Source organism: Dyadobacter luteus (assembly GCF_003383615.1).
Lineage (GTDB): Bacteria > Bacteroidota > Bacteroidia > Cytophagales > Spirosomataceae > Dyadobacter > Dyadobacter luteus.
The window spans coordinates 477,353-491,724 of sequence record NZ_QNUL01000002.1 but is presented as its reverse complement, the minus strand read 5'-3'; the positions used below and the strand labels follow the sequence as shown (position 1 = coordinate 491,724).

At 43.8% G+C, this 14,372-nt stretch carries 12 protein-coding genes; 8 read left to right on the top strand and 4 right to left on the bottom strand.

The window, feature by feature from the left end; genetic code table 11:
- Positions 1 to 106: 106 nt before the first annotated feature.
- The 3 genes from DSL64_RS04905 to DSL64_RS04895 form a co-directional block, all read right to left on the bottom strand.
- Entirely contained in the window at positions 107 to 967 is an 861-nt protein-coding gene (locus DSL64_RS04905; RefSeq protein WP_115829522.1) for a helix-turn-helix domain-containing protein, read from the bottom strand.
- A 24-nt stretch (positions 968 to 991) separates the two neighbouring features.
- Complete coding sequence (locus tag DSL64_RS04900) at positions 992 to 3,559, bottom strand: M1 family metallopeptidase (RefSeq protein ID WP_115829521.1); 2,568 nt, start codon at positions 3,557 to 3,559, stop codon at positions 992 to 994.
- A gap of 459 nt (positions 3,560 to 4,018) precedes the next feature.
- Positions 4,019 to 4,990 carry an esterase-like activity of phytase family protein gene (locus DSL64_RS04895; protein ID WP_158547872.1) on the bottom strand — a complete coding sequence of 324 codons (972 nt, stop codon included), beginning with the start codon at positions 4,988 to 4,990 and terminating at the stop codon, positions 4,019 to 4,021.
- A 117-nt stretch (positions 4,991 to 5,107) separates the two neighbouring features.
- Here DSL64_RS04895 and DSL64_RS04890 point away from each other — a divergent pair, with 117 nt between their 5' ends.
- The 3 genes from DSL64_RS04890 (at position 5,108) to DSL64_RS04880 (ending at position 8,821) form a co-directional block, all read left to right on the top strand.
- Positions 5,108 to 7,462, top strand: coding sequence for a prolyl oligopeptidase family serine peptidase (locus tag DSL64_RS04890; RefSeq protein ID WP_115829519.1), 2,355 nt, complete (start codon positions 5,108 to 5,110; stop codon positions 7,460 to 7,462).
- 157 nt (positions 7,463 to 7,619) lie between these two features.
- Positions 7,620 to 8,375 carry an NYN domain-containing protein gene (locus DSL64_RS04885; protein WP_115829518.1) on the top strand — a complete coding sequence of 252 codons (756 nt, stop codon included), beginning with the start codon at positions 7,620 to 7,622 and terminating at the stop codon, positions 8,373 to 8,375.
- A gap of 23 nt (positions 8,376 to 8,398) precedes the next feature.
- Entirely contained in the window at positions 8,399 to 8,821 is a 423-nt protein-coding gene (locus DSL64_RS04880) for a secondary thiamine-phosphate synthase enzyme YjbQ (protein WP_115829517.1), read from the top strand.
- A gap of 6 nt (positions 8,822 to 8,827) precedes the next feature.
- Here DSL64_RS04880 and DSL64_RS04875 read toward each other — a convergent pair whose 3' ends face one another.
- Positions 8,828 to 10,150 carry a putative porin gene (locus DSL64_RS04875; RefSeq protein WP_229216957.1) on the bottom strand — a complete coding sequence of 441 codons (1,323 nt, stop codon included), beginning with the start codon at positions 10,148 to 10,150 and terminating at the stop codon, positions 8,828 to 8,830.
- Positions 10,151 to 10,458: 308 nt separating this feature from the next.
- Here DSL64_RS04875 and DSL64_RS04870 point away from each other — a divergent pair, with 308 nt between their 5' ends.
- From DSL64_RS04870 to DSL64_RS04850, 5 genes are all read left to right on the top strand, one after another.
- Positions 10,459 to 10,863, top strand: a complete 405-nt coding sequence (locus tag DSL64_RS04870) for a hypothetical protein (RefSeq protein WP_115829515.1) — start codon at positions 10,459 to 10,461, stop codon at positions 10,861 to 10,863.
- Positions 10,864 to 10,965: 102 nt separating this feature from the next.
- Complete coding sequence (locus DSL64_RS04865) at positions 10,966 to 11,346, top strand: DoxX family membrane protein (protein ID WP_115829514.1); 381 nt, start codon at positions 10,966 to 10,968, stop codon at positions 11,344 to 11,346.
- 41 nt (positions 11,347 to 11,387) lie between these two features.
- Positions 11,388 to 11,663, top strand: coding sequence for a hypothetical protein (locus DSL64_RS04860; RefSeq protein WP_115829513.1), 276 nt, complete (start codon positions 11,388 to 11,390; stop codon positions 11,661 to 11,663).
- 254 nt (positions 11,664 to 11,917) lie between these two features.
- The gene (locus tag DSL64_RS04855) at positions 11,918 to 12,448 is read left to right on the top strand and encodes a gluconate 2-dehydrogenase subunit 3 family protein (protein ID WP_115829512.1); all 531 of its coding nucleotides are present in this window, start codon (positions 11,918 to 11,920) and stop codon (positions 12,446 to 12,448) included.
- 73 nt (positions 12,449 to 12,521) lie between these two features.
- Positions 12,522 to 14,237, top strand: a complete 1,716-nt coding sequence (locus DSL64_RS04850; RefSeq protein ID WP_115829511.1) for a GMC oxidoreductase — start codon at positions 12,522 to 12,524, stop codon at positions 14,235 to 14,237.
- Positions 14,238 to 14,372 lie beyond the last annotated feature (135 nt).

Genomic DNA, 14,372 nt, shown 5'->3' with positions numbered 1-14,372 from the left:
CATCAACTGCATAGCGACAGATCACTCATCCGTCTGTTTCAAAGCGCTTACAAAACAATACCTGAACGAGCTATTCACAAATAGAGAAAGGCGGGTAATGATTGGACTATTTATGGTATTCACTTCTGAACTGGCCCGGAGACACTCCAATTACCTTTTTGAATAATCTCGAAAAGTAGGTATGATCCTCATAGCCTAATGAAAAGGCAATTTCTTTAACACCCAGATTTGTGTAATACAGCAGCCGTTTTGCTTCCATCATCACTTCCTGCTGTATCCAATATCCTGCGGGAAAACCGGTAGCAAGACTCACCGCTTCAGTCAGATACGATGGAGAGATATTCAACAGATGGGCATAAGCAGCAGGACTTTTTACGGATTTATATTCTTTCCGCAAAAGTTGCCTGAACTGTTGCGCGATCCTGGCAGGGCGTGTATGGTCGGTACTTCTGTCCTGTTTGCTGCTTTGAATAATCGCAGCAAAAACACCCAGACAAACCTGTATCATATCGGCAATGAGCTGTTGTCTGAATCCTGGCATACCATCATCGGTCCTGAATGTTTCAAGCATAGTCAGACTGCTGGTCAACTGCTCTGCCTGCTCAGACTTTACGGAGATCGCATCTCCGTTTATCACGTATTCTTCAAATGTTTCACGGTACACACCTCCCAAGAGCATCATGTCCACTGCCAACAGCCACCCGCTTGCGTTCACAATGGAAACAGGCCAATGCACTTGTCCGGGAAAAATGCAGAATATGCCGGGCCCGTTTAAGGAGATTTGCCGAAAGTCCACCATAAACGTGCTCTCGCCCTGTAACTGAAAGAAAAAGTTACAGTGATCATCGCGGTGTGCCTCCATAGCATCCAGTCTTTCGGGATCAATTACCCGGATCTTGTGCAGATATACGCCATCATGGCTGTCTTCACTCAGAACATGAAGTGGAATGGATTGCTTTACTTCCATTTTCAATGAATTTCCTTGCACCGATTACCTTTTCAACTTAACGGATCTATCCAGCATATCTGTTGCCTGCAGAATTTTATTTCTGAGGTAGTAAGGATAATCCGGATGCTCTGAGAGGAAGGTCTGAGCCACTTTCTGTGCTTCCGCCCCTGAATGACCGGCAAAGGTGGTGTTCGTCCAGCGCGTCGGGAAAAATATATCTCCGGTAAGCTGAATTTCCTGTAACATATCCAAAGAAGGTTTCAGGTATTTCACAGCGCTCTGCTGACGTAATGGATGATGCAGATAAGACAACCCTTCCAAAACCCAGGCTTCTTTTTCCCGATTCTCTTCCAGTTTTAAGGATTCGAAAAACGCATCTCTCTGCGTCTGATCATTACTAAGCGCGGGTACAACAAATTTCAATTTTGCTTTTCGGTCAGGATTTTTAGTTTCACCGAGTTGCTTCTCCAAAATCCGGTTATATTGATCCCCACCCTTCAGAACCAGTTCGCAGGCAAGCCCTATTTTATCATCCTCCGACAGTACCAGATCTTTTACTTTCAGTTTATCATTCCAGAGATTTTCAAGTTTAGCCAATCCGTCTGCCGTTCTGACCACATTTTTAAAAGCTTTGAAATAAGATGTTTTAATACCCTTGTCAGGTATGGTTGTAAGTCTTTTCCAAAGTAATGTTTCCATATACTCCTGCAGGCCCTGACGGTTGGTATCAGATATAAAATTCCACCACAACGAATGAAGATTTCCCAGCAGATAGTCTGTCAGCAGCGGGTTGTCCTCTTTCACAAGCATGTCTGATATTGCCGTAATCATGACTTCCGGCTCTGCGCCATCGCTGCGCAGGAATGCCTCCCAGATATTGACAAGCATCGCTCCACGGAATACAGGATCATCCATACCTGCTTCAGATTTATCGTAATAATGTCTGATGAAATAATTCCGGCTCAAAGTGTCCATCCGGAAATAGCCGTAACCTACGCCACTCGAATTTGGGAACACCATTGCCTTCGATCCACTTACCAACAAAGGCTTGGCATTGACCAGATTGAGGCTACTTTCGCTGTAAGTATCATCTTTCTTCCACCTTGCATGTAACGATTGCTGCCATATACGTGCTGACACAGAATCTGTCGCCTGCTGAATACTTAACGGGCCGTTTTCAGAAAGCAGGTTATACTCCGGCATCCCGGAGGTTTTCACCCACACATTACTCCATTCCGTAATATTGAGGGGCGTTTTACTATCAATAATACCAATCAGATCGTCCCAGCGGGCATTACCAAAAAAGAACTTTTTCAAATATTCCGCAAGGCTCTCACGCATCAGCTTTTCCCCGATCTTACGCTCCAGCTGCCGCATCACAATCGGTGCTTTTTGGTAAATAATTGCACCATACAGCGTTCCGGCATTACGCATATTTCCAAGATCCTGCAAAATAGGATTTGTGCCTGCGGTCCGGTCTACTTCGTAGGCTGCAGGATAATGCGCCAACAGAAAACGTAAATCATGATTAATTTCAGGAAAACTCGGATGTACGATTTTGGCAGCCATAAAATTGGCAAACACTTCTTTCAGCCAAACGTCGTTAAACCAATCCATAGTCACCAAGTCGCCAAACCACATGTGCGCCGACTCATGAGCAATTACGCTGGCCCTTGCCATTTTCTTGTTGACAGAAGCATTCTCGTCCAGAAAAAGTGCTGACTCATTATAAAAAACAGCTCCCGGATGCTCCATTCCTCCATATTGAAAAGAAGGAATCAGAGCAAAATCAAACTTATCAAAGGGATATTTGATGGAAGTATAATCTTCCAGCCATGCCAATGACTCTGCGTGCAACCTGAACACTTCGGTTCTGTTTTTTGCTACTTTCCCGGCATCAGTTTCACGGTAGTACATGGTCATTTCCCTTCCCTTCACAGTTTCCGTAGTTTTAAAAAATTTACCCGCAGCAAATGCGAAAAGGTAGGAGCTGATCGGTTGCGTTTTGGCGAAGTGGTAAACCTTTTTTTTGCCTTCGGTAGTCTGATTCAACAAAGCGCCATTGGCCACCGCTTCCCATTCGGCAGGTGTTTTTAAGGAAAACGTATAAACCGCTTTTAAATTAGGCTGGTCAAAAAGTGGAAAACAGCTTGAAGCGCGGTCTGGCACAAAAAGTGTGTACAGATAATCATCGCTTCGATTAAGAGACATATCACCTGCAACAAAATTAATCTCGATCTCATTACGTCCCTTTTGCAGACTACTTTCAGCCAGCACAATATGCCCGTTTTCAAACTGATAGTCAGCCTCCTCCCCTTTTATCTTCACTGATAACAAATGGGATGAATCTGCTGTAAAATCAAGAACAACCGGTTTTGATATATCTGTTAAAGCAAATGAGACAATCTCTTTTCCTTTAATAGCTTCACTTTTCACCTTTGGTATATCTAACTCCAGGGTATATTCTATTCCTGAAATTGATTTTTGTCTTTGTTGATTCAATTGGAAGGAAACCCCTGCTTCCGGGATTTCGGTATTTGCAGTTTTACAGCTAATGAAAACGAAGAGACATAAAAAGGTAGCGGAGCAATACAAAAGGAAACGACACATGGGTAACAAACTATTAAATTACAGGTATTCGCCCGGACTGGCTCTCAATCCAGGCAAATAGCAAGTTAAGGTTTTTTCCCTTTAGAAAGGTCTGCAACTTGATTTTTTGTGCCATTTAAAGCAGTAGGAGCTGTTTGGAGTTATGTTTTTGATGTAAAATAATGTCGTTTCGGACACTAATGTCGATTACATGCCTAACGGCATTTTGTATCGTACACCTGTTATACGTACTACCGAAATGTCATGCCTGACGGCATTTCTAACATCACCAATTATCAACTAAGGCAATCGCGTAGCGATGTTATTTTGGTAGAAACACATACCCTAATTGAAGCCTGAATCCAGTAGGGATGTAATCTCGGATAGAAAATAGAGGCATCCAAACATGGGTCGATACATGCCTGACCGCATTTAGGAATGCCACCATTCTAATTCGAAATCTCAATGTATTATAACAACTTACTTTTCCTGTAAAAGAATAAACTGTGTACGCTGATTATTCTTCAGACCCGGATTGTCATCACTCACCAATATCAGTTTGCGTTTACCATCTTCCGTAGGCCACCATGCCATTCCTTCCAGATTGTCGGGCACGAAGGGCAGTCCCGTGTCAAAATCAAAAGCTGGTTCTTTATCCTTCTTCAAATGAGTTCCCTGTATGGTTACATTCCAGAGTTTCGCCTTCACTACATTGCTACCTCCCGGACCGTTGTCAAAACATCGTTCCAGCACCAAAAGCTGATTTTCATTAACAGATAGAATCTCTGATATCGCTCCCAGATATTCTGTCGGGCTGTTTGGACAACCCTTTCTGTCAATCAGGTAGCTATACGGTTTTGCTGTTTGATAGCCATCTCCCTGTTTGTCAAATCGCATGAAATGGATCGTATCCTGCTCCACCTTGGTTTCACCAGCCCAACCAGACTCCGGCGCTATCCAAACCGTTCCGTCATCCGTCACTGCCATACTTTCGATTCCTTTGTTATCGAAAGGTAAGTGCATGGGAGGAATGAGGTAGTGAGGTTTACCTTTTGGAGGAAAATTATCGTAGTAAGCCACGAATGTGGTTGTATCCAAATTCTCCCATCCCGGCTCGAATTCATTTTCAACAGAATAGAAAAACCGCCCAGTTTTCTTATCGAACCTGATCGATTCAAACCAATTATTGGTTGATTTGGCAAAGGTAGTATTGGCCCTTTTATCGAAATCCCTTAGGTCCCGGATATTATCCAAAACAAAATAGGCTCCGCGGTCTGTTGCCAAATGCCATTGGCTGCTGGCGGGCAGATACTCAATAGCTGAAATGCCATGCAACTGACCGGCTGGCTTCATGGTAGTGAAGGTGCTGTCCAGAAAAGTAAACTCTAAGGTTTGAGCCTGGGCGAGAGAAGCGAATATGATCAGAATCGAGCTGAATACGGCTTTTTTCATTTGATGAGGAATCGTCATTCATGTAACTATGAGGTAAAAATAACACCGAAATCTGTACATTTAGGAAACCAAAATAGAAAAGACACCAACTGTCTCAATGAACCATTTCCCAAATCCATGAAATACTTTTTAAAATCCATTTTACTACTTTTTCTTCTGCATTCTGCCAGTGTGCAGGCACAAAAACTCTCTAAACTCACTGTAGAGAAAATCATGCGGGATCCCAAAATGTGGATCGGAACTTCTCCTTCGAACGTTTCCTGGTCTGCTGATTCAAAGCAAATCTACTTTGACTGGAATCCGGACAAAAATTTGTCGGACTCGCTTTATTCCTACAACCTTTCAGAGAAAAAAACGGGCAAAGTAAGTGCTACCGACAGGAAACAAATCCCTTCCTCCGAAGGAATTTACAACCGCGCCCGTACACTTCGTATTTATGCTAAAAACGGAGACATCTTCGTAACAGATTGTAAAGACTTCAGCACAAAACAGCTGACCAAAACTGTTGAACGCGAAAGTAACCCGTCATTTAGCGGTGATGAAAAAAAGATTGTTTTCGAAAAAAACAATAATCTATTCAGTGTTGATCTGGAAAGTGGCACCTTGGCTCAGCATACTGATTTCAAAACAGGCAGTAAAAAATCAGATCCGAAATTAAGTGACGAAGAGAAGTTCCTGAAGACCGATCAGCTCGCCATGTTTCAGGTTCTGAAAGAGCGCAAAGAGAAAAAGGATGCCGGTAAAAAAATCGATGAGGCAGAGAAGGCCGACTCTCCAAAGGAGATTTATATTGGTGAGAAAAGAGCCAGTAACGTAAAATTGAGTCCCGACGGCAGATTTGTTACTTACCGCTTATCTCAACCTGATAAAGCAGCTAAATCCACAATTGTACCTAATTACGTAACTGAATCCGGATTTACGGAAGATCTTCCTGCAAGAACCAAAGTAGGCGCGCCTGCCACGAGCCACGAGTTCTGGGTGTATGATGTAAAAAAAGATACAGCGAGAAAGGTAAGCATGAAGCTTATTCCTGGAATTAATGACAAACCTGATTACCTGAAAGATTATCCAAAACAGGACAGCGCCTGGAAAAAGAAAGAGCGTGAAGTGATGGTCGCCGCCCCGATCTGGTCCGAAGATGGGGCTAGTGCTATTGTCGTTGTCACCGCTCAGGACAACAAAGACCGTTGGATCATGGCACTTAATGCTGACTCGCTGACATTAAGGCTACTGGACCGTCAGCGCGATGAAGCATGGATCGGCGGACCCGGCATAGGCGGATTTTCGGGTGGACAACTGGGGTGGCTCGACAACAATACCTTCTACTTCCAAAGCGAAGCAACAGGTTACTCTCACCTGTATACAGTTGATATTAAAACCGGTAAGAAAACACAACTCACCAACGGTAACTTCGAAATTCAGGACGTGCAACTTTCGAATGACAAGAAAACATTTTACCTGATTACCAATGAGGTTCATCCGGGAGAAAAACACTTCTACAGTATGTCTGTGAAAGGCGGAGCACGCACGCGGATCACCCAACTGACTGGTGCATATGAAGTGAAAGTATCACCTGATGAAACCAAACTTGCAGTACGGTACTCCAATAGTACCAATCCATGGGAACTGTTTGTTATGGAAAACAAACCTGCCGCCAAAGCCGAGCAGATTACCAAGTCAACATCGGAAGAATTCTTTTCCTACAAATGGCGGGAAGCGAAGGTTGTGACCATTAAAGCAACGGATGGTAAAGACATTTATGCCCGCGTGTATGAACCAAAAAAATCGAATGGCAAAGCGGTGATATTTGTTCACGGAGCCGGTTACCTTCAAAATGCGCATAAATGGTGGAGCCAGTATTTCCGTGAGTATATGTTCCATAACCTGCTGACTGATCTTGGCTACACTGTATTGGACATGGACTATCGTGCCAGTGCAGGTTACGGCCGCGACTGGAGAACGGGCATCTACCGTTTTATGGGTGGAAAAGATCTTACCGACAATACAGACGGCGCAAAATGGCTTGTAAAAAAATATGGAATTAACCCACAGAAAATCGGTATCTACGGTGGATCATACGGTGGATTTATCACTTTGATGGGCCTGTTCACTACTCCTGATGTATTCAAAGCCGGGGCTGCACTTCGTCCTGTTACTGACTGGGCAGCTTACAACCACGGATACACTGCCAATATTCTGAATGAACCGCAAACTGACAGTCTGGCTTACCGTAAAAGCTCTCCGATCTATCATGCGGAAGGGCTGAAGAACCATTTGTTGATCTGTCATGGGATGGTCGATGTAAACGTGCATTATCAGGATGTGGTACGCCTGTCTCAAAGACTTATCGAATTGGGCAAAAACAACTGGGAACTTGCCTCCTACCCTATGGAAGACCACGGTTTTGTAGAGCCTTCTTCGTGGACGGATGAGTACAAGCGAATTCTGAAATTGTTTGAGGAGAAGATGTAGGCAGGAATTAAGGCGTCAACTATCCGTTCAGCCCACTAGAAAGTGTGCAGACGGGTAATATACAATTGAGCTTCAAATAGGGAGAAACTGGCAATCGTCTTTTTCTCCCTTTTTTCATACCCTTATCATTTCTATCCTCTTTCCTTTAACTTTGGTTATGGAAAATCCGAAGGAATTAAAGCTGGCAGTATTGATAGATGCCGACAACGTGCCGTATTCCAACGTCAAAGGAATGCTGGAAGAGCTTGCCATATATGGCACTCCAACCTTCAAGCGCATATATGGTGATTGGACAAAGCCGACGCTCTCAGGCTGGAAGACTGTTCTTCTTGAAAACGCGATCACACCTGTTCAGCAGTACAGCTACACGACGGGCAAGAACTCTTCTGACTCCGCCCTGATCATTGATGCAATGGATATTCTCTACACGGGCCGGGTAGATGGCTTTTGTATCGTTTCGAGCGACAGCGATTTTACCAGATTGGCAACACGTCTGCGCGAGGCCGGAATGCTGGTTTTTGGCATAGGCGAGAAAAAAACGCCCGCTGCCTTCATTGCTGCCTGTAACAAGTTCATATACATTGAAATTCTCAAAAAAGAGGCTAAACAGGAAACTTTAATTCCGGAAGCTGCAAAAACAGTTACCAAAGAGGAAGCCAATCCGGTCGCAAAGATCGACAAAAGGTTGATCCGACTCATTTCAGAAAGTATTAACGATATTGCCGACGAAGATGGCTGGCTTTTTCTTGGCGTGTTAGGTAACATGATCCTGAAAAAGATGCCCGATTTTGACCCCCGAAACTACGGACACAAAAAGCTGCTGGACCTGATACGTTCAATCAAGGTTTTCCAGGTTGAGGAGCGGCCAACCGGCAAAAACAATACATCCCATTTTTATGTAAAGGCAAGATAAGAGGCAATACATCTGGTACAATTATGAGAATCGCGCAAAAATCAATCAGGCTACGTGCAAGAAGAAGAGGATTTCATCTGATCACAGAAGAAATTTTGAGCGAGCTGTCTGATGTGGGTACTTTCAGAATGGGCATGTGTCAGGTTTTCATACAGCATACTTCCGCATCTCTTACGATTAATGAAAATGCAGACCCGACCGTGAGAATGGACTTTGAGATGTATTTCAGCAAGTCGGTGCCTGAAAATGATCCTGAGTATCAACACGACTACGAAGGCTCAGACGACATGCCTGCACATCTTAAATCTTCCATTTTGGGGAGCTCTGTAATGATACCCGTTAGAAATGGCCGTCTTGCCCTTGGCATGTGGCAGGGAATATACCTGTGCGAACACCGCGATCAAGGCGGAGCACGAAATATTGTGGTGACAATCTGGGGTGAGTAAACTTCTCTAAAAATTATACTGAACCCTACAGGTAAATATATCGTCAGGAACATCAGAAGTGAATCCTTCCAATCCAGATTTTTCATTTTTAACTACATCGTAGAAAAACATAAATTTCAAAGATGGATTGGCGTAATAAACATATCCCATTGAAAGTGTTTTGTACAACAGATCAGCCTTACTGAAACCGGCTTCGCTGGTAATTTCCTGACCAGAAACCTGCCTATTTGGGTCGTACCAGTCATACTTAAAAACAACCTGATGCTCTTCGCTGCCCAGATGTTGTAAAAAATAAAGATACGCGCCGTCAAAATTTCTGATGTACAAAGGATCCTTGATCCCGTTGGTCGCAGGATAGGTACCGGGAGTTTCACTGGTTCCAAAAGTGGACGTTTGCTTTCCCCGCATGTATTCCGCCCTGAACTCTGTCTCTCCTTTGCGATTGGGAAACACAAGCTGAAAATCAGCTCCGGCATACTGCCGTGGTGCAATCTTTCGGTTGTTGGTTAATGATGAATCGCGCTGCATCACAAATCTCCCCCCTTTATCGCGGGTCTCATATAACACATTCGATTGGCTTGTAATACCTCCGGCATAACCCGAAACACCCGCTGACAAGATACCTCCTGACAGAAATTTCATTTTGGTTGGTTTCAGACTGACCCTGCCAATAAAGTCTTTATGACTGTCGTAATCAACAGGTCCTGCCATACCCTGTCCGTTGAAAACACCTATATCCAACTTCCAATTTGCCCAATTGCTGCCTGCCTTGCGGTCATTAATGGTAAGCATCGCACCTATATCACGTTCTGTTTTCATCAGCAGCTGTGACATACGTCCCCGCTCAGGCGTTTCCCTGTTGGCCGACGAAAGATTGACCTCGTAACCAAACGGGCGCGCAAACATCCCTGTAGTAAGAGCAAACACCTTAAATTTATTCTCATAGAACCTGCCCCAGAAATCCCGGATTACCACCCCACGTTCGGTACCGTCAAATTGAAAAACAAAATAGGATGTAGCATTTCCCTGCTTGTTCAGGTGAGCGTAATCAACCCTGAGCCTGCCCCTTCTCAACATAAAACGATTATTGGAAGCCGGAGAGAAATTTCCGCCGTTAAATGACTCAGCACCCTCGCTGCTAATCACCTGATATTGTGGCTGAATATAACCACTCATTCTCACCCGGTCGTAGCGTTCGTAGATAGATAACATTCCCTTACCCATTTGATTGGTGGTATCCACCAGATCCATTAGAAATCGCTGAGCGCGTAATTGGGAAGAATTAAGAAAAGAAATTGCAAAAAGGAGTCCGAAGATCCACTTCTTCATAGTTAGATATATCAGTGTCAGTAGTAACTAACAAAGTTCAGCATTTTTTTATATTTATATATTACCTCAATGTTAAGAGTACTGCATAAATCCAGTACTTGATATTGAGATATTCCTCGCACAGATGTCCTGTCTCCCCCCTTTCGTTGTCTCGAATTCCATCCGCAAATCTGTTGACAGTATTGTTAGTTTGCATAACAATACCAGTATCATCAGAGAGCCGTAAATTATTCCACATCTGACTGACTATGTGACAACAACGTTTTGATAAAAGAGATATATTTCGAAAATTCTAAACCAGATAAACCATGGAAAAATACGAATGGAAACAAAACGTGGAATTGATCTGCTTTCAGGCTAAAAAATTCCCGGACGGCATTCAGGAGGCTTTCGATACACTACAGCAAAATATTTCAGAATGTGATAAAAGAGATTGGTACGGAATATCGTATCAGGGACCTAACGGTGAGATAATCTATAAAGCTGCCATAAACAAGCTTTTTTCAGACGAACATCATCATTTTGAAGACTTTACGGTTACTACAGGCACATATCTTTCCGAAGAAATTCGTGATTGGATGAAAAACCCTGCTCAAATCGGTGAAACTTTTATGAAAATGCTCTCTGATCCGCGTCTAGATGTCACTTTCCCATGTTTGGAGTGGTATTACGACGACCATGTACTCTGCCTGGTACGCCTCACAGCAGACTGAACCGCATAACCTGAACTTATTATAAACAGCTCCGCAATTTATCAGACCATTATGATGCAGGAGTCTTACAAAGCTCTTTTTCAACACTTAAACTGAACATTTATGAAAATCGCCGTAATCATTGTTCGAAGCCTGCTGGGTTTTATTTACGTCGCTTCGGCAGTTGTCGTGCTTTTTAATCTGGTACAAGCCCCGCCGTTGACCGGCGATGTGAAAACCTTCAATGATGGTCTGATGGTAACCGGCTACTTTATTCCTATGCTAAAGGTGATAGAGCTTGTGTGCGGACTGGCACTGCTTTCCGGTTTCTTTATTCCTCTTGCATTGGTGGTTTTGTTCCCTGTCACCGTCCACATTTTTGTTTATCACCTTGTCATGATGCCTGACGGGCTTCCTGTGGCAATATTCCTGCTGATTGCTCATCTGTTTTTGGCCTATTATCACCGTCAAAGTTATGTGCCTCTGTTCAAAGCAAAACAGTAGCCCGGACAACTTGCTTTGATCTGACCGTAAATCCATTTCAAATGATTGAAGTATTTAAAACAAATATCGTCGAGCCACATATTGCAGGCATTGTGATGGAAGTAATACATCTGCATTTTCGCATTCTGAAAGCCAGTTTTGATCTGGAGGATTGCGATAAAGTACTTCGTATCCAGTCCGAATCGGGTACCGTACCTGCCGCAGGAATTATCCGTTTACTTGGGGGAATGGGCTATTTAGCAGAGATTTTACAGGACGAACAGCCCACTGCGGTGCAAATGATGATGCACGAAACCAAATTTTATCCGGTTTGCTGATACCTGCCTTTCAAACCTTCAAATCCTCCGGTTATGTTTTATGATCCGGGGGATTTGTATTTCAAATCTTTGCTAAAACCGGATGTTAATTTCGTTAATAAAGATTCGGTTCATCAATAACTTCTGTAAATTGGATCGTTTTTGATAAAAGAGAAAAATAGATTTTATCCTTTTATTTCTTGATTTGTTAAAACGATTGTATTCTTGTATAGTATCCCTTCAACCGGAACCTATTCTAAACCATAAATAACACAATGAACCGTAGAGAAGCGATTGAAAGAATAACCCTCATGATGGGCGGGGTTCTTGCTGCGCCACTGATGGCAGGAGCCATGGGTGAAAAACTGAATTTCGGGCCATCCCTTTCTGTTACTGCCGATCAGGAAGCCTTACTATCAGAAATTGCAGATGTTATTATCCCCACCACAGGTACTCCCGGAGCCAAAGCCGCGGGTGTAGAAAAGTTTATAGTACGCGTTGTCCGTGATTGCTATCAGATTGACGAGCAAAAGAAATTCTATGATGGAGTTGAAAGACTCAACAAGGATAGTCAGGAAGTATACCAGAAAGCGTTCGTGAATCTGGATGCCGGCCAGAAAAAGGAGATACTGACAAGAGCTACAAAATCTGACAAACCGTTTTTTCTTCAGATGAAAGGACTTACTGTCACCGGTTATTTCACTTCTGAAATCGGCGCTACCCAGGCATTGGACTATCTTCCGATACCCGGCCGCTTCGAAGGATCATGGCCTTTACCTAAAGGGCAGAAAAGCTGGGCGATCTGATTTCGCTAACAAAGGTTGTCTCAAAAACAGCCTGTAGTTTCATTCCTCAAATCCATCATGAATTATTTTAAAAATGGCGAACTTAAATATTGATGCAGTAAAAGATATAACCTATGACGCAATCGTCATTGGTTCGGGAGTATCCGGCGGATGGGCAGCAAAAGAGCTCACTGCCAAAGGACTAAAAGTATTAATGCTCGAAAAAGGCAAAAACCTGGAGCACGTTACAGGTTATGAGAATGCACTAAAAGCACCTTGGGAGTCACAATACAACGGGCGGTTGACTGTAAAGCAGAAGGAAACGCATCCTTTCCTGTCACGCGATTACCCGTACAATGAAATGACGGAAAAATACTGGATGAATGACATGGATGCTCCTTACGAGGAGAAGAAACGTTTCGACTGGTTCAGACCAAATATTGTCGGAGGTAAATCGATCATGTGGGGAAGGCAGTCTTACAGACTCAGCGATCTTGATTTTGAAGCCAACCTGAAAGACGGGATTGCCGTTGACTGGCCTATCCGGTATAAAGATGTAGCACCCTGGTATTCCTATGTTGAGAAGCATGTAGGTATCTCGGGAGAAAAACTCAATCTTCCTCAACTACCCGACAGCGATTTTATTCCGCCCATGGAAATGTATTTCGTGGAGAAAGAGGTTCGTAAGAGACTTGAAAAAGAATTTCCCGGCCGACATATGACGATCGGACGCGTTGCCAACCTTTCCCAACCCACCAAAATACAGCTGGATGGTGGTCGCGGTCCATGTCAGTACCGCAATAAATGTTCCCTGGGTTGCCCTTACGGAGCGTATTTCAGTACGCAGTCGAGTACGCTGCCTCCTGCTATGAAAACGGGGCTACTTACGCTTCGTCCTGATTCAGTAGTAAAAGAAATTGTGTACGACGATAAGACCAAAAAAGCGACTGGCGTCCGTGTCATTGATGCTGTAACATTGCAGGAACGGGAGTATCTGGCCAAGATCATTTTCGTATGCGCAAGCGCAATTGCTTCTGCAGCATTGCTGTTAAATTCTACCTCTGCCCGTTTCCAGAATGGACTGGGTAATGATTCCGGAGAGCTGGGTCATAATCTGATGGATCACCATTTCCGTACCGGAGCAAGCGGTGTGTGGGAAGGTGATTTGGATAAATATTACTTTGGAAGAAGAGCGAATGGCATTTACGTACCGCGCTACCGCAATGTCGGAAACGACAAGCGCGATTACCTGCGTGGCTTCGGCTACCAGGGAGGTGGTGGCCGTCAGGGATGGCAGCGCAACATTGCAGAACTTGCTTTCGGTGCTGATTTCAAAGAAGTACTGACTACCCCGGGCAACTGGACGATGGGCTTCGGCGGCTTCGGTGAAACGCTTCCTTACCATGAAAACCGCATGTATCTGAATAAAGATAAGAAGGACAAATTTGGCATGCCAACTGTTGTTTTTGATGCAGACCTGAGAGAAAACGAAAAGAAAATGCGTGTGGATATGGCGAACGACGCTGCTGAAATGCTTGAAAAGTCGGGTGTTAAAAATGTAAAAACATACGACAATGGCTCTTACCTGGGCATGGCAATTCACGAAATGGGAACAGCAAGAATGGGCCGTGATCCGAAAACTTCGGTTCTGAACGGAAACAACCAGCTTCATGCGGTTAAAAATGTGTTTGTTACCGACGGAGCTGCCATGACTTCAGCATCCTGTGTTAATCCATCATTAACCTACATGGCACTGACAGCCCGCGCGGTTGATTTTGCGGTGAAAGAGTCAAAAAAGAAGAATCTGTAATTACTGCTGATTTTCAAGCAGTAGCGGTTGATAATCGGAGAGATCCTAACCACTAAAAATAGAAATAGAAAGCCGGTCGCAAACACGTGTCCGGCTTTCTGTTTTGTTGGGCTACGTTAAAATCTTATTTTGCAG